14 protein-coding genes are annotated in these 16,489 nt (G+C 64.0%); 5 read left to right on the top strand and 9 right to left on the bottom strand.

Annotated features, from left to right (window positions below):
• Position 1 precedes the first annotated feature (1 nt).
• The 3 genes from DPM33_RS03345 (at position 2) to DPM33_RS03335 (ending at position 2,764) form a co-directional block, all read left to right on the top strand.
• Complete coding sequence (locus DPM33_RS03345; protein WP_112095499.1) at positions 2-448, top strand: RbsD/FucU family protein; 447 nt, start codon at positions 2-4, stop codon at positions 446-448.
• A complete protein-coding gene (locus DPM33_RS03340; protein ID WP_112095497.1) occupies positions 445-1,368 on the top strand; it encodes a carbohydrate kinase family protein in 924 nt (307 codons plus the stop codon). The genes DPM33_RS03345 and DPM33_RS03340 overlap by 4 nt, the downstream gene beginning before the upstream one ends.
• Before the next feature lie 253 nt (positions 1,369-1,621).
• On the top strand, positions 1,622-2,764 hold the full coding sequence (locus tag DPM33_RS03335) for a DegT/DnrJ/EryC1/StrS family aminotransferase (RefSeq protein ID WP_112095958.1): 1,143 nt from the start codon (positions 1,622-1,624) through the stop codon (positions 2,762-2,764).
• Positions 2,765-2,999: 235 nt separating this feature from the next.
• On the opposite strand, the gene cysQ is transcribed toward DPM33_RS03335, so the two are convergent.
• Genes cysQ through cysD form a run of 3 tightly spaced genes read right to left on the bottom strand, consistent with a single transcriptional unit; the run spans position 3,000 to position 6,641 of the window.
• Positions 3,000-3,785 carry a 3'(2'),5'-bisphosphate nucleotidase CysQ gene (gene cysQ, locus DPM33_RS03325; RefSeq protein ID WP_167448945.1) on the bottom strand — a complete coding sequence of 262 codons (786 nt, stop codon included), beginning with the start codon at positions 3,783-3,785 and terminating at the stop codon, positions 3,000-3,002.
• 10 nt (positions 3,786-3,795) lie between these two features.
• A complete protein-coding gene (gene cysN / locus DPM33_RS03320; protein ID WP_146770191.1) occupies positions 3,796-5,733 on the bottom strand; it encodes a sulfate adenylyltransferase subunit CysN in 1,938 nt (645 codons plus the stop codon).
• Between the two features lie 2 nt (positions 5,734-5,735).
• Positions 5,736-6,641: a sulfate adenylyltransferase subunit CysD gene (gene cysD / locus DPM33_RS03315; RefSeq protein WP_245441976.1), complete on the bottom strand. Its 906-nt coding sequence runs from the start codon at positions 6,639-6,641 to the stop codon at positions 5,736-5,738.
• Positions 6,642-7,100: 459 nt separating this feature from the next.
• Between cysD and DPM33_RS03310 the strand changes: the two genes are divergently transcribed.
• Both DPM33_RS03310 and DPM33_RS03305 read left to right on the top strand, forming a co-directional pair.
• Entirely contained in the window at positions 7,101-8,393 is a 1,293-nt protein-coding gene (locus DPM33_RS03310) for an O-antigen ligase family protein (RefSeq protein WP_112095491.1), read from the top strand.
• Complete coding sequence (locus DPM33_RS03305; RefSeq protein ID WP_112095489.1) at positions 8,390-9,319, top strand: NAD-dependent epimerase/dehydratase family protein; 930 nt, start codon at positions 8,390-8,392, stop codon at positions 9,317-9,319. Before DPM33_RS03310 ends, DPM33_RS03305 begins: the two co-directional genes overlap by 4 nt.
• Before the next feature lie 72 nt (positions 9,320-9,391).
• On the opposite strand, the gene DPM33_RS03300 is transcribed toward DPM33_RS03305, so the two are convergent.
• The 6 genes from DPM33_RS03300 to rfbB all read right to left on the bottom strand — a co-directional run bounded on the left by DPM33_RS03300 (position 9,392) and on the right by rfbB (position 16,482).
• Positions 9,392-9,943 (bottom strand): sugar transferase, encoded by a 552-nt coding sequence (locus DPM33_RS03300; protein ID WP_425373465.1) that lies wholly within the window; start codon positions 9,941-9,943, stop codon positions 9,392-9,394.
• Between the two features lie 2 nt (positions 9,944-9,945).
• On the bottom strand, positions 9,946-10,857 hold the full coding sequence (locus tag DPM33_RS03295) for a glycosyltransferase family 2 protein (protein ID WP_245441975.1): 912 nt from the start codon (positions 10,855-10,857) through the stop codon (positions 9,946-9,948).
• Positions 10,858-11,068: 211 nt separating this feature from the next.
• Entirely contained in the window at positions 11,069-13,042 is a 1,974-nt protein-coding gene (locus DPM33_RS03290; protein WP_245441974.1) for a UDP-N-acetylglucosamine 4,6-dehydratase, read from the bottom strand.
• Between the two features lie 238 nt (positions 13,043-13,280).
• Positions 13,281-14,396, bottom strand: coding sequence for a class I SAM-dependent methyltransferase (locus tag DPM33_RS03285; protein WP_167448930.1), 1,116 nt, complete (start codon positions 14,394-14,396; stop codon positions 13,281-13,283).
• A gap of 113 nt (positions 14,397-14,509) precedes the next feature.
• Entirely contained in the window at positions 14,510-15,403 is an 894-nt protein-coding gene (gene rfbD, locus DPM33_RS03280; RefSeq protein WP_112095483.1) for a dTDP-4-dehydrorhamnose reductase, read from the bottom strand.
• The gene (rfbB, locus tag DPM33_RS03275) at positions 15,400-16,482 is read right to left on the bottom strand and encodes a dTDP-glucose 4,6-dehydratase (RefSeq protein WP_112095955.1); all 1,083 of its coding nucleotides are present in this window, start codon (positions 16,480-16,482) and stop codon (positions 15,400-15,402) included. Before rfbB ends, rfbD begins: the two co-directional genes overlap by 4 nt.
• Positions 16,483-16,489: the final 7 nt, after the last annotated feature.

Raw genomic sequence — 16,489 nt, 5'->3', positions numbered from 1 at the left:
CATGCTGATCGGCATCCCCTCGCTGCTCGGGCCACAGTTCCTGGCGACGCTCAGGGCGATGGGCCATGGCGACGAGATCGCGATCGTCGACGGCAACTATCCGGCCGAGGAACAGGCGCGCCGGCTGATCCGCGCCGACGGCCACCACATGATCGCCGTGCTCGATGCCGTGCTGAGCGTATTGCCGGTGGACGAGGCCGTACCGGAGGCACTGTTCCGCGCCTCGGTGCAGGGCGACCCGGCGCTTGCCGATCCGGTGCATCACGAAATGGAAGCGGTGTGCGCCAAACGCGCGCCGGGCCACAAGGTGGTTGCGCTGGCCGGGCCTGACTTCTATGCACGCGTCAAGGCCGCACACGCCATCGTGGCGACCAGCGAACCCAGGCTCTTTGCCAATATCATCATTCGCAAGGGCGTGATCCATCCGCCGGAGACCAAGACGACATGATCCTTTGCTGTGGCGAAGCCCTGATCGACATGCTGCCGCGCACCACCACCGAAGGCGAAGCGGCCTTCGCCCCCTATGTCGGCGGCGCGGTGTTCAACTCGGCGATCGCGCTCGGCCGGCTCGGCGCTCCAGCCGGTTTCTTCTCCGGCCTCTCCTCCGACCTGTTCGGCAGTCAGTTCCGCGACGCGCTGGGGGCGAGCAAGGTCAGCTCCACCTATGCGCACACCTCGCCGCGCCCGACGACACTCGCATTCGTGCGGCTCACCAACGGCCAGGCGACCTACACCTTCTATGACGAGAACACCGCCGGGCGCATGCTGACCATCGAGGATTTGCCGAAGCTCGGGACGGAAATCGAGGCGATGCTGTTCGGCGCCATCAGCCTGATCTCGGAGCCGGCGGGCTCGGCCTATGAGGAATTCATGCGGCGCGAGCACGAAAGCCGTGTGATGATGCTCGACCCCAACATCCGGCCGAATTTCATCCCGGACAAGGCGAAGCATCTCAGGCGCATCCGCGAGATGATGGCGATGGCCGACATCGTGAAACTCTCGGACGAAGACCTCAAATGGTTCGACGAAGCCGGCTCACATGAGGTGGTGGTGCGCAACTGGCTGGATCGTGGACCGAAGCTGATCGTCGTCACGCATGGCAGCGAAGGCGCCGTCGGCTACAGCAAGGCGCACAAGGTCACCGTCATGCCGCAGAAGGTGAAGGTGGTCGATACCGTCGGCGCCGGCGACACGTTCAATGCCGGCATCCTCGGCTCGCTGCACGAGCAGGGCCTGCTCACCAAGGCGGCGATCGGCGCCCTGCCGGAAGATGCGATCCGCAAGGCGCTGGAACTTGGCGCCAAGGCGGCCGCGGTGACGGTTTCGCGGGCCGGCGCCAACCCGCCCTGGCGGCACGAAATCGCGTAAGCGATTGTCCGGATTGGCCCGAAGGCCTCCCGTAGCCGATCACTTTATGTTTCCACGGCTGGGAACAGCGCGATAAAAACCATTGAAAAATGCTCGTTTTAGCCCGGTTTTCCGGTTTCTTCGGGCATTGCGCCGGCAAAGAGCGGTAATAGGCTGCGACACATAGGCAATTTGCCTCGGACCCGGCCGGCTTTCTCGGCCGCGCCAAGTCTGGTACCAGCGGGCCGGTTTATTGGCAGCATTCGAGGCCGACATGCAGTTCATCGATCTTGGCGCGCAGCGCGAACGAATCCGCGACCGGCTCGAAGCCGCGATCGACCACGTCGTCGAGGACGGCCGCTATATCCTCGGGCCGCAGGTCACCGAATTCGAAAACAAGCTCGCGGCCTATATCGGCGTCAAGCATGTGGTCGCCTGCGCCAACGGCACCGACGCGCTGCTGCTGCCGCTGTTTGCGGCCGGCATCGGTCCGGGCGACGCGGTGTTCGTGCCGAGCTTCACCTTCGCCGCGACGGCCGAAGTGGTGGCGCTGGCCAAGGCCGAGCCGGTCTTCGTCGACGTCGACCGTGATAGCTACAACATCGACATCGCCAGCCTCGAAGCGGCGATCGAGATGATCAAGAGGGAAGGCCGGCTGAAGCCGAAGGCGATCATCCCGGTCGACCTGTTCGGCCTTTCAGCCGACTACGAAGCGATCATGGCGATTGCCAAGCGCGAGAACCTGCTGGTGATCGAGGACGCCGCGCAGTCGATGGGCGGTTCCGCCGACGCCAAGATGTGCGGCGCCTTCGGCCATGTCGGCTCGACAAGTTTTTACCCCGCCAAGCCGCTCGGTTGCTATGGCGATGGCGGCGCGATGTTCACCAATGACGGCGCCTTGGCCGACAAGCTCCGTTCCTTCGCCTTCCACGGTAAGGGCGAGACGCAGTACGACAATGTCCGCGTCGGCATCAATTCGCGCCTCGACACGCTGCAGGCGGCGATCCTGATCGAGAAGCTCGCCATCCTCGAGGACGAGATGGTGGCGCGGCAAGTGGTGGCGGACCGGTATGCCAAAGGCCTCGGCGACATCGTCAAGGCGTCACGCAATCTGGGCCACGGCCGTTCGGCCTGGGCGCAATACGCCATCGAGACGCCGAAGCGCGACGGGCTGAAGGCCCATCTGGGCGAAAAGGGCATCCCATCGGTGATCTACTATGTGAAGCCGCTGCACGAGCAGGTCGCCTACAAGGATTACCCGCGCACGCCGACTGGTCTTGCCGTCTCGGAAGCACTGCCGAAGCAGATCCTCTGCCTTCCTATGCACGCCTATCTCAGCGAAGCCGACCAGGACCGCATTATCGAGACGATCCGGAACTACATCGGTTCGAACTCGGCGCATGTCGCGGCGGCTTAGGCGCGGATTGTACGCCTGAGATGCGAGGTCGCGATCCTCCCCTCTGTCCTGCCGGACATCTCACCCACTTGGGGGGAGATTGGCAGCTTCAGCACCCCCTCTTCATCCTGTAGCGTTGGAGATTGGCGAAAGCCAAGGCGACGTCTGATCTCCCCCCTTGTGGGGGAGATGTCCGGCAGGACAGAGGGGGGCGCTGTCCCGCCAACATATCGAAGTCTCTGAGCAGCGACGCTGACTACGCGCCCGCGCTCTTCCCCGTCGCGATGAAATGCGGATTGGCGAAATCGCTGTCGCTCGCCTGGTTGCGCTTGCCGTAGACCAGCGGGTCACCGTCCAGCGTGCGGGTCATGCCGCCGGCGGCGCGTAGTACCGCGTCCCCTGCCGCGGTGTCCCATTCCATGGTGCGGCCGAAACGAGGATAGACGTCGGCTTCCGCCGCAGCGAGCAGGCAGAATTTCAGCGACGAGCCGACCGAGACGATCTCGGCGGCGCCCAGGTCGCGGATGAAGGCGTCGGTCTCGGGCGTGTTGTGCGAGCGGCTGGCGACGACGGCGAGCGGCGTGGCGCCCTGCCTGACCTCGATCGGCCGTCGATCGGCAATCCGATAATCGGCATCGACTTCAAGCGCCTCCGCCCTGCCCGGCCGTCCGCTGAAGAAGCGCCCCGTGCACGGCGCGTAGACGACGCCGACTTCCGGCACGCCATGACGGACCAGCGCGATGTTGACGGTAAAGTCGGTGCGGCGATTGACGAATTCCTTGGTGCCGTCGAGCGGATCGATCAGGAAGAACGCACCTTCGAGGTCGGGCGTGGCGATACCGGCCGCCACCTCCTCCTCGGCCACGCAAGGGATTTCAGGGTAGGCCGCGCGGAGGCCGGCGAGGATGATCTTCTCGCTTTCGCGGTCGGCTTCCGTCACCGGCGAGGAGTCGGCCTTGCTGTCGACGGCGCAGCCTTCGTGGAAGACCCGCATCACCTCGCGCCCGGCGTCGAGCGCAAGGCACTCGAAGACGCCCAGCATCGCCTCGTCGTCAGATACCGCCGCCATTGTCATACTGCTCTTCGGCAATGTCGCGCTCGGTCAGCCAGTGTTCGAGGGCTTCCGCCATCTCCTCCGGGCTCCGGCCGAGTGTCTCGAGGTGGATTTCGGGATGCTCCGGCGCCTCATAGGGGGAATCGACGCCGGTAAAGTTCTTGATCTCGCCACTCAGGGCGCGCGCGTAAAGGCCCTTCGGGTCGCGGCGGGCGCATTCCTCGAACGGCGTGTCGACGAACACCTCGACGAACTCGCCCTCGGCCATCAGTTCGCGCGCCACGCGCCGTTCGGCGGCGAAGGGCGAGATGAAGGAGACGATGACGATCAGGCCGGCATCGGCCATCAGCTTGGCCACCTCGGCGACGCGGCGGATGTTTTCCACGCGGTCGGCGTCGGTGAAGCCGAGATCGCGGTTCAGACCATGGCGGACATTGTCGCCGTCGAGGATGTAGGTGTGGCGGCCGGACGCGAACAGCTTCTTCTCGAAGAGGTTGGCGATGGTCGACTTGCCGGAGCCGGAGAGCCCGGTGAACCAGAACACCGCCGGACGCTGGTTCTTCAGGTCGGAGCGGCCGCGCTTGCCGACATCGAGCGACTGCCAGTGGATGTTCTCGGCCCGGCGCAGCGAATGCAGGATCATGCCGGCGCCGACCGTGGCGTTGGTGATGCGGTCGATCAGGATGAAGGCGCCGGTGGTGCGGTTCTCCGCGAAGGGATCGAAAGCGATAGGCGCCCTGGTCGAGAGGTTGCAGACGCCGACCTCGTTCATGTCGAGCGACTTTGCCGCCTCATGCGCGAAATCGTTGACGTTGACCCGGTATTTCAGCTCGGTGACGGTGGCGCTGACCTGATCGGTCTCGGTGCGCAATATGTAGGAGCGGCCGGGCAGCAATGCCTGCTCGTCGAACCAGACGATGTTGGCCGCGAACTGGTCGGCGACCTGCGGGCGCGCCGCCGGCGACACCAGCAGATTGCCGCGCGATACCTCGACTTCGTCGTCGAGGACCAGCGTGATGGCCTGGCCCGCGACGGCTTCCTTGAGGTCGCCGCCATGCGCGACGATGCGCTTGACGCGGGACGCCTTGCCGGATTTCGCGACGACAACCTCGTCACCCTGCGCCACCGTGCCGGAGGCGATGGTGCCGGCGAAGCCGCGGAAATCGAGGTTCGGGCGGTTCACATATTGGACGGGGAAGCGGAACGGGAGTTCGGCTGCCGCTTCATCGACCGACACGGTTTCGAGATGCTCGATCAGCGACGGCCCGGAATACCAGGGTGTGCGCTCAGAGCGGCTGGTGACATTGTCGCCGAAACGCGCCGACATCGGGATCGGCGCGACGCTGACAAAGCCGAGGTTTTGGGCGAATTCGGCGTAGTCGGCGACGATCTGGTCGAATACGGCTTTGTCGAAGCCGACAAGGTCGATCTTGTTGACGGCGAGCACGATGTGACGGATGCCGAGCAGCGAGGCGATGATCGAGTGACGCCGGGTCTGGCGCAGCACGCCCTGGCGCGCATCGATCAGCACGATGGCCAGATCCGCCGTCGAGGCGCCGGTCGCCATGTTGCGGGTATACTGCTCGTGGCCGGGCGTGTCGGCGACGATGAACTTGCGCTTCGGCGTGGCGAAGAAGCGATAGGCGACATCGATGGTGATGCCTTGCTCGCGCTCGGCCTCCAGCCCGTCGACCAAAAGCGCGAAGTCGATATCGTCGCCGGTGGTGCCGTGCTTGCGCGAGTCCTTCTCGAGCGCGGCGAGCTGGTCCTCGAAAATCTGCTTCGTGTCGGAGAGCAGACGGCCGATCAGCGTCGACTTGCCGTCGTCGACCGAGCCGCAGGTGAGGAAGCGCAGCAGCGACTTCTTCTCTTGCGCGGCCATGTAGTCGCGGATGCCGTCGGTCGGGGCGAGGCTCTTTGCCATGATGTGGCGCATTATCAGAAATAACCCTCGCGCTTCTTCTTTTCCATCGAGCCCGCCTCGTCGCGGTCGATGAGGCGGCCCTGGCGCTCGGAGGTGCGGGCGGTCAGCATCTCGCCGACGATCGCCTCCAGCGTGTCAGCGTCCGATTCGATGGCGCCGGTCAGGGGATAGCAGCCGAGCGTGCGGAAGCGCACCAGGCGGCTCTCGACCGTCTCGCCGGGACGCAGCTGCATGCGATCGTCATCCTTCATGATCAGCATGCCGTCGCGCTCGACAACCGGCCGCTCCTTGGCGAAATAGAGCGGCACGATCGGGATGTTCTCCTGCAGGATGTACTGCCAAATATCGAGTTCAGTCCAGTTCGACAGCGGGAAGACGCGGATCGACTCGCCCGGCGCGATGCGGGTGTTGAAGATCTTCCACATTTCCGGCCGCTGGTTCTTGGGATCCCAGGAATGCTGCGCGTTGCGGAAGGAGAAGATGCGTTCCTTGGCGCGCGACTTCTCCTCGTCGCGGCGGGCGCCGCCAAACGCGGCGTCGAAGCCGTATTTGTCGAGCGCCTGGCGCAGCCCCACCGTCTTCATCACATGGGTGTGGGTGTTGGAGCCGTGGTCGAAGGGATTGATGCCGTCGCGAACGCCGTCCTCGTTGACATGAACGAGCAGGTCGAAGCCGAGCTTCTGCGCCATCTGATCGCGAAAGGTGATCATCTCGCGGAACTTCCAGGTGGTGTCGACATGCAGGAACGGGAAAGGCGGCTTGGCCGGGTAGAAGGCCTTCATCGCCAGATGCATCAGCACCGAGGAATCCTTGCCGACCGAATAGAGCATCACTGGCTTGGAGAAGGATGCCGCGACCTCGCGGAAGATATGGATGGATTCGGCCTCGAGCCGCTGCAGATGCGTGAGCGCGATATTCATGGACTGTCGAGCGTTCTCTCGTGCCGTCGAGTGGAAATCTTGCATTGCCGGGGCAATTCTGTGGCCGCACGGGTGCAAATTTCACTTTGGACAAACTGTTTCGTGCGGGCGTTCTAACAGATCGGCATCGCCCATAACAATGCAAGACGCGCCCGGCGCAAGGTGATTAGGGAACGAATTTTCCAAGCGAGGCCGGTAAAGCGGAAAATCCTGCCAGGGCGCTCGAAACGCGGAAGCGCGGAGAACGATCGCCTGAAACATAGCCTTGGGACACCCAGCCTAACGTCTGCGCCCGGACCGAGGATTTTTGCCGGAACATTGCCGACTGCCCTATCGCGGAATGGCGCCAGCAGCTATACGGGCTCGGGGCGGGCAAGGCGCGGCAAACGGAGTTCATCGAGGCAGTCTTCGGCTGGCTCCAAGGGTCCGGGCGCAAGCTGGAATTGCGAAGCAAAGCATTTGAACCCGTTTACAACGCTCCGGCGCCACCTCACCCCCGCACAGATCAATTTCTACTTCTCGATCCTCTGCTTTTTTTCGCCGCCGGTGCTTGGATCGCTGGTCAGCGTCACCTTCAATGCCGGCGGCGTGTGGTCCGTGATTCTGCTCGCCACGAAACGGCGCCGCTTCAACATCGACCGGCCGATGCTCGCCTTGACGGTGGCGATCTATGCCTATTGCGCGGCCATGGTCCTCGCCTCGATCGTCAACGGCACGCTCGCCGCTGATCTACGGCTGTTCCTGCCGCTGATCACCTTCCTGCTCTTCCCCATCTCCTATTCGACCTGGAGTATCACCGAGAAGATCACGCTGGCGCGCATCGCCATTCTGGCAAGCACCGCGGCCTGCTTCGGCGCGCTGGCTCTCGCCATCTTCCAGAATTACCGGCTTGGCGTGAGGGCCGAGGGCGGCGCCGGAAATCCGATTGTCTTTGCTACCGTTACCTGCCTTGCCGTCATGCTATGCCTTGCCGGCGCGCTGTCGGGCATCGAGAAGCGCTGGAAGCTGCTCGTCCTGGCGGCGATGGCTGGAGCCCTGGCGGTTGTTTATTCGGCGTCGCGCATGATCTGGGTGGCCGTGCCGATTGCCGGCATCGTCGTCCTGCTCGTCAATCGCCGCCGCTTCACCAACGCCAATGTGGCGCGCTTCGCGGTGATCGGCGTCGTCGTCGCCCTGGTGATTGCCGCGATCGGCTCGCACGTCATCGTCGATCGAACCGACTTCCTGGTCAGCGACTGGGACGCGCTGAATGCCAAGGGCGATCATTCGACGGCGCTCGGCCTGCGCGTGGCGATGTGGGAAATGGGCGCCACCGCGTTTCGCGAGAAGCCGATTTTCGGCCACGGCATCTCGGCAAGCCGGGCGCTGATCAAGCAGGGTTTTCAGGACCAGTTCGGCCTGAGTCAAAGCTTCAGCCATTTCCACAACGGCTTCCTGACGGCGCTGGTCGAGGCGGGCCTGCTCGGGGGGCTGGCGCTCGCGTCGATCTTCGTCATCGCCGTGCGAAACGCTGCAAAGACATTGCGCGTCAGCGCCGATCCGGTCGAACGGTTCGGCGCAACGATGGTGCTTGTCGCGGTCATCACCTATCTCACCGGCGGAATGGCCGGCATCCTCATCGGTCACGATATCCTCGATGCGACGCTGATGGTGTTCCTGATTTCGGGAACCTACCTTGCGTCCGGGCGCACGATTGCCCCGACCGGCGAAAGCGCGCCTGCCATGGCGCCGGACGCCAGCCCGCGACCATGAAGGTCCTGGTCACCGGCGCGACAGGCTTCATTGGACGCCGGGTCGTCGGCCGGTTGCGCGAGGCCGGATTTGACATACGGGTCGCCTCCCGCGCGCCGCAACCGCCGGCAGGCGCGGACGACGCCGTCGAGCTGCCCGGCGCCGACGCGGCGCAGGAAGCGTTTCTGGCGCTGATGCGCGACGTCACCCATGTCGTTCATTGCGCGGCGCTCAACAATGATCGCAGCGCAAGCGAGGCCGACTTCCGAGCCGTCAATGCGACGCTGACGGGACGGCTTGCCCAAGCGGCCGCAACGCGCACCGCCGGGCGCTTCATCTATCTCTCCTCGATCCGGGCCGTCGTGGGACCGGGTTTCAGCGGCACCATCGGCGAGGCCACGCCCCCTGCCCCGCAATGCGCCTATGGGCGCTCCAAGCGCGAGGGCGAGATCGAAATGCTGGAGGCTTTCGCGGCGGCCGGACGCGCCGATGGGACGGCGCTGCGGCTGCCGCCGGTCTATGGCGAAGGCATGAAGGGAAATCTGCGCGGACTGATGCGGCTCGCAGCCACTGGCCTGCCGCTGCCCACAGCCGCCTTGGCAGCGGTGCGTTCGCTCATATCGCATGATGCGGTGGCCGGCGCCGCGACGCTTCTCTTGACTCGCCCGACGTCGCCGCGCCCGACCTATGTCCTGGGCGACGCTTCCCCGGTCGCGATGTCCGATATCATCGCCGCGTTCCGGCGTGGATACTGCCGGCCGGCCCGGCTTCTCCCCATGCCGGCCTGGCCGATCCGGCTGTTGGCGACGATGCTCGGCGGACGGGCGTCGTGGCAGGCTTTGCTGGCAACGCAGATCTGCGATCAGTCGCTGCTGGCCTCGGAAGGCTGGATGCCGGAAACCGACACGCTCGGCCGGCTCGAGGACCTGGCGCGACGGGCCGGTTAGAGCATTCCAGGAAAAGTGCGCAGCGTTTCTGTCCGGAATTGCGTCAAAACCAGGAGATTGAGCGCGTCACCGTTACGGTGAAACGTTCTGGGCACGGTAGAACGTACCCAGCAATATTTTGAGATCCAGACCGGTGGAGGCGGCCTTGAGGTAGGCCGCGTCGGTCTCGGCGCAGAGTTTTGGGTCCGACATGTCGATCCCCTTGATCTGCGCGAGCCCGGTGATGCCCGGCAGCGCGGCGAGCACGCCCCGTTCCCTGCGCCGTTCGATCAGTTCCGTCTGGGTCGGCAGGCACGGGCGCGGCCCCACGAGGCTCATCTCGCCCCTGAGCACATTCCAGAGCTGCGGCAGTTCGTCGATCTTGGTGGCGCGCAGCGTCCTGCCGACAGTCGTGACCGAACTCGCCGGCGCCTCGTGGGTGGGCAGTGACGGCGTTTCGCGACGCATCGTGCGCAGCTTGTGGCAGGCAAAGGGGGCTCCGCCACGGCCGACGCGGATTTGCGAGAAGATGGCCGGGCCGGGTGACGTCGCCCGGATCGCCAGCATCGCGACAAGAAGGACGGGCGCCGCCAGCACCAGCATCGGAGCAGCGACCGCCAGGTCGAGCGCGCGCTTCGCCGTCATGATCAAATCCAGCTCCGCAGAACGGCGAGATAGAGTCCCAACGTTCCAAGGACCGTCTGCCGGTAAACCCCGCTCTTGCGCAACAGCCGGAAGCGCTTGAAAACAGCACTGTTGCGTGCCTCGATGAACATCTCGAGGCAATGCTCGGCATCGGATGTCAGCAGATCCCGGTTGACGACCAGGCCGCTGAGATTGCTGTCGGTCCAGGTGGCGAACTGGCCTTTGCGAAGCCGCCCTATCCTGATGAACCTTGCCCGCCACGAGACATTGGCGCCGACGAGATTTGCCCCGTGCTGGCGGTATCTGACGAGCGGCCGCGGCTCGTAGCGGATCGTGCCCCCGCCGGCTGCGACGATGAGATAGGCCCACCAGTCGTGGCTCACAAATTCGGTTCTTGCCGATGCCTTCGCCAAAAGGTCGCGCGCCTTGCGGTTGAGCAGCATGGTATTGCCACCGGCGATGCTTTGCACCAGCGCGTTGCGAAACGAGGGCGGGCGCGGGAACAGCGGCGAATGGCCCGCCGCCTGGCCGGTCTCCGAAATGGTCGCCGTGCGCGAGCAGAACAGGAGCGGCGTCTCCGGATCCTGGGTCCCCATCCACCGGATGGCGCTCTCCAGCCTGTCGCGCTCCCAGACATCGTCCTGGTCGCAAAAGGCGTAGTAGTCGGCCTGGACGCGCGGATCGATGATCATCGAGCGGAAATTGGCGGCAAAGCCCTGCCGCGGGCCGTCCACCAGAGTGACGCGGCCTTTGGCCCAGCGGGTCCGCCAGGCCTCGATGATGGATGCCGTGCCGTCGGTCGAGCCGTCATCGGAAACCCAGAGATCGACGCGGGGCCAGGACTGCGCAGCCAACGACTCCAATTGCTGATTGATGAATGCCGCGCCGTCCTTCGTGCCCAGAAGAACGGCCACGCGCTGATCTTGCCCACTCACAATTCGAAATCGCCCGCTGCCGATATCCGGGCAGGCTAAAATAACGGCTACGCATGGGCAAGGCAGGCCGGGGCGATACATCGTTGGGTGGGCGACGGTGAACCGCTCAAACTCCCTGTTTTGGCGCTATTCCGGGGTTTTTGCGTTATTTCGAACGAAAACCCGTTCGCGACTTTTTCTGGTATTGTTTTCAGGCCGATTGGCTTGCCGCTTTCGGCACAATTCGATCCGGCGTGTTCAGCGCCTCATGCACTCCCGTCAGCACCGCCAGAGCCGTTGCCTTGTCCTGATCGCGCAGGGCGGCTTGCAGCGCGGTCAGCCCGGCCTGGATCTTCGGCCAGCTCAGAACCTCGGTCCTGAGGCCGAATATCTTGGCGGTATCGAGCTTGACCACCTCCTCGTTGTCGCCGTGCAGCGTCTCATGCAGCTTTTCGCCCGGCCTGACGCCGGTGAAGCGTATCTGAATGTCGGTGTAGGGACTTTTGCCGGCCATGCGAATCATCGTTTCGGCGACTTCGAGGATCGGCACAGGCTTGCCCATGTCGAGCATATAGATGGCGTAGTCATCCGCGCCCTGGCGCTGCTCGGCGTCGGCGGCCGACATGATGACGAGATCGACGGCCTCGGCAACGGTCATGAAATAGCGGGTCATGCGACGGTCGGTGATGGTAAGCGGGCCGCCGGCCTCGATCTGGGTCTGGAAGATCGTCGCCACCGAGCCGTTGGAGCCGAAGACATTGCCGAAGCGCACGGCGATGAATTTGGTCCCCGGATTGCGGCCGACGGCATCATGGCCGTTCAGCCCGCCATGCAGCGCGGGCGGACGCGCGGCATGCATCTCATGCAACGAAGCGACAATCTGCTCGGCGGCACGCTTGGTGATGCCGAGCACCGATGTCGGGTCCACCGCCTTGTCGCTGGAGATAAGCAGAAACTGCGGGACACCGCACTTGGCGGCGACTTCGGCGCAGGCAAGCGTGCCGAAAACGTTGGTCTCGATCGCTGCTTCCCAGTTCTCTTCAAGGATAGGCACATGCTTCAGCGCGGCGGCATGGAAAATGATCGCGGGCTCGAACTCCTTGACGAGGCGCATCATCAGGCGCCGGTCGGTGACGTCGACGATGCGGCTGGTCAGCCGGTCGCGCTCGCTATCCTCAAGCAGTTGGTCGAGCTGGAAGATGCCGAACTCGGAATTGTCGGCAACAAGGACCGCCTCTGCGCCGAGCTCCAGCGAGCGCTTGACGAGCACGCGGCCGATCGAGCCGGCGCCGCCGGTCACCAGCACGCGCTTGCCCTCGACAAAAGTGCCGATGCGTTCGATATCCGTGGCGACGGCCGAGCGGCGCATGATCGTTTCCATCTCGACCGCGTCGAGAACAAGCTTGCCGCCCTGTCCCAGTTCGGAAAGTCCGGAAAACTGGACGACGGTGATGCCGCTGTGGCGGGCAACGCGTACCAGCTCGGCATAGTCCTCTATCTCGCGCTCGACACCCTTGCCGAAGATGACGAAGTCGAGATTCTCCGTTCCTTTGACATATTCTTCCAGAACGTCGACCAGGCGCGGGCGGACCGCCACCACGGGAACGCCCTGGATCTGCGTGCCGAGCGGCGCATCGCCTTCGGTCGCCATGATGCCGCGAATGGCATATTCCGCCGGCACTGCCGTGCGGGTGAAGCGGACGATGACGTCAGCTTCGCTCAGCCGGCCGATGAAGAGCGCCTGCCTGATCGGCGCGTCGCCCGGGGTACGGCGCAGGATGCGCCAGCTCGCCCCGTCGCGAAGGAAGCGGTAGTAAAGCCTCGGCGCGGAAATAATTGTGAAGGAGACGAGGAAAAAGACGATGAACTGGCGCTCGTTGAGGCCGGCGACAGGCTGGAAAGAGAAGCGGAAGGCGAGCGAGGTCAAATAGAGGACGACCGTCAGTATTCCGCAGCCTTTCAGGATGTTGAAGAAATCGGGCGTGGAAGCAAAGCGCCAGACGGTGTTGTAGAGACCGCAATAACGAAACAGCAGATGGGCGACGAGGACGATCAGCGTCCAGCAGGCCAGTCCGCCATAGGACAGCGCCTCGAAAGAAAGCCGCGACTGCGACAGGATCAGGCTCAACGCCACGGCGACCAGGACCATGACGAGATCCTGGATCATGATTATGGCGCGCCGCATCTTAGGCCGAAGTCCAGATACGGCTTCTACGTAGGACGTCATAGGGTTGCACTGAACTCCAGGCACGGAACTATAACCACCCGACTGGCGCCGGACAAACAGCATCCGCCGCCACTCTAGATTGCAAGTTCCTGACCCCCTTACCCGCTACCGCAATAGCGCGGAGTCGGGCGTATCGCCAGAGATTTTTTGTTCATATCGCGTCATATTGCCGATGTTCAACGCTGCGGCGCCACGGTCAGGGGCGGCGGATGTTGCCAAGCAACCGCCTTGCACAGCGTGAAAGCACTCGAAGCGGCGCGGTCATTCGCCAGCTCGTCGAATCTTTCAGACCTCGAATCTCCATTTCGCGCCCGGCCAATTTCCCCTCGAGCCCTGCCCTCGTTGCCCACGCGGCCGATAGCTCGGCCCGTAGCGCCTCGACTTCAGTGGCCTTGGCGCTGTGCGCTTCGACCAGGTCACGCGCCAGCGCGTCGATGCGCGCCTTCTGTCGAAGTTCCCGACCGGTCTGGATTTCCTCGTCCCCCGCGATCGAACCCAGCGACCAGGGGTTGCCAGTCTGGTCGGCAGCCTTGCTTGTCGTTCCCTTCAGCGGCGTCATGTTCGCAGCGACAGCCGAAACGCTGCCTTCCACCAGGCGTGCGCCAAGCCTGTTTTCCTGAGTCGGACGCTTCGCGACAATGCAAAGCGAATTCAGGAATCGGACGGCGTGGATCGAGGCAAGCTGTGCATCGTCAAAGGTCACATTGTGGGCTTCGGCAAAGACTGCCAGCGCCTGACTTCCTGGCAGATCAAGTCCCCAATGCTCGTTGTTGATCACGTCGACCAGGCGTTTGAAAAATGAGAGCGACGAAAGAGGATCGTAGAGGCCGCCTTCATAGTCGCGCCAGTAGCTGCAATGCAGGTCTTCGACGATGTACATGCCTGTTTGCGCCACATAGGGGAAGTAGCGGGCGAACGCACGTATGATGTCGGCGGACCTGTGCGATCCATCATCGATCACGATGTCGAATTGTTCGGCCAACCCGACAATTCTACGTTCGGTTTCGTCGTCGTTGACATCGCCCACGACAACAGCGATCCGGTCATCGTCAAAGCGCAGCGTCCCGCAGGTGGGATCGATATCGCACCCGACGATCATCGCGGCTTGCGGAAAATATCTTGCCAGTATCTCGAGCGAGCCGCCGTTCTGGACTCCGATTTCGAGGATCCTGACCGGCCTGTCTCTGTGCTGCGCAAATATCCGATCGTACTCTGCGAGATAAGCCGGCCATTTGTCGGAGACCTTGCCGTCATGCGTGTCGTAGAGTTGACGAAGCGACGGGGCGCGGCCATCCGCCGGCTCCTCGTCCAACTCGGACCCCTCGCTCGCCGATGTCTCTCCTGACTTGTTCATCGCCTCAGGCTGTCTTTCCACGGGCATCGGATTGCTTTGAGCTTACGTGAAGTCCATGCAAGGACTCTCGATCAGCGTGCCCGGACCGGATGGTCGGCGACGATACGACCTACGACAGCCGCGGTCGACTCCCGCCAATCCGGCGCGGTCCAGCCGAACGCGGCACTGAACCTGGCGCTCGACAGGCGCGAATTCGCCGGCCGCCTTGCCTTTGTCGGGTAGTCGGCGGTCGTGATGTCGCGAATGCGGGCATGCGGGCCGCCAAGCGTCCGGCTCGTCTCCAGGATGTGGCGGGCAAAGCCGCTCCAGTTGGTCTCGCCGCTGCCGGCCAGATGATAGACGCCGAAGGCAGCGCCCCTGCCCCGGCCAAGGACAGCGGCCGCGTGCAGGATGGCGTCGGCAATATCGAGCGCCGATGTCGGATTGCCCCATTGGTCGGCGACGACCGAAATCTCGTCGCGGTCGGCGGCGACCCTCAGCATCGTCTTGACGAAATTCTTGCCGAAGGGGCTGTAGACCCAGGCGGTGCGCAGGATGAGGTGACGCGGATTGGCGGCAGCGACAGCTTCTTCGCCGGCGAGCTTGGAAGCGCCATAGACGCCAAGCGGCGCCGTTCCGTCCGTTTCCACATAGGCGCTGGCCTTGGTGCCGTCGAAAACATAGTCGGTCGACAGATGGACGACGGGCACGCCAAGCTTGCCTGCCGCCTCCGCGACCTTGCCGGCGCCCACGGCGTTGACGGCAAAGGCCAGATCCCTCTCGTCCTCGGCCTGATCGACGGCGGTGTAGGCCGCGGCGGAGACGACGATATCCGGTCTTGCCGCCTGCAGGGCCGAAAACACCGTGTCGGGCCGCGTCATATCCAGCGCCGGCCTGCCCACGGCAACGACATCGACGTCACCGCGTGCCGCCTCGACAAGGCTGGCGGCGACCTGGCCGTCGCGTCCCGTGACGGCAAGCCTCAAGCGGCCCCCTCGGTGCCGTCCTTCGAGGCTGCGCCCAGCCTCTCGCCGGCATAGCGCTGCTCGCGGATCGGCCCCCACCACCATTTGTTGTCGAGATACCAGTCGACGGTGCGTGCCAGGCCCGAGTCGAAATTCTCACGCGGCGTCCAGCCGAGCTCGCGCGCGATCTTGGAGGCATCGATGGCGTAGCGGCGGTCATGGCCGGGACGGTCGGTGACGAAGGAGATAAGCTCGCGGTGGCGCTTGCCGCCGGCGCGCGGCCGTCTTTGGTCGAGCAGGTCGCAGATCGTCTCGACGACGGTGAGATTGGTGCGCTCGGAATTGCCGCCGACATTGTAGCTCTCGCCCGGCTGTCCTTTCGTGGCGACGAGTTCCAGGGCCTGCGCGTGATCCTCGACAAACAGCCAGTCGCGGACATTGGCGCCGGCGCCATAGACCGGCAGCGGCCTCTCGTCGAGTGCGTTCAGGATGACCAGCGGGATCAGCTTTTCCGGGAAATGATAAGGCCCGTAGTTGTTCGAGCAGTTGGAGAGCACGACCGGCAGGCCGTAGGTCTCGTGCCAAGCCCGCACCAGATGGTCGGAGGCCGCCTTCGAGGCCGAATAGGGCGAAGACGGCGCATAGGGCGTCTCCTCGACGAACATGCCGCCGTCGAAAGGAAGATCGCCGAACACCTCGTCGGTCGAGACGTGATGGAAGCGGAAGCGCGCCTGGCCCTCTTGCGGCAGCCCGCGCCAGTATTCCAGCGCAGCGTTCAGGATCCGGTAGGTGCCGACGATGTTGGTCTCGATGAAAGCGCCGGGGCCGTCGATCGAGCGGTCGACATGGCTTTCGGCGGCGAGGTTCATGACGATGTCGATATCGTCGCGGCGCAAGATTTCGAGAACCGTGCGCTCTTCGCAAATGTCGGCCTGCTCGAAGCGGTAATTGTGGGCGTTCTCGATCGGCCGCAACGACGCGAGGTTACCGGCATAGGTAAGCTTGTCGAGATTGGTGACGCGGTAGGCGGGATTGGCGCACAGATGCCGGCATACGGCCGAGCCGATGAAGCCGGCGCCGCCCGTCACCAGAAAATTCAGCCTGCCT

The sequence above is a fragment of the Mesorhizobium hawassense genome (genome assembly GCF_003289945.1).
GTDB lineage: Bacteria > Pseudomonadota > Alphaproteobacteria > Rhizobiales > Rhizobiaceae > Mesorhizobium > Mesorhizobium hawassense.
Note: the sequence above shows the minus strand (reverse complement) of the source record. Positions and strands in the feature narration are given on the sequence as shown.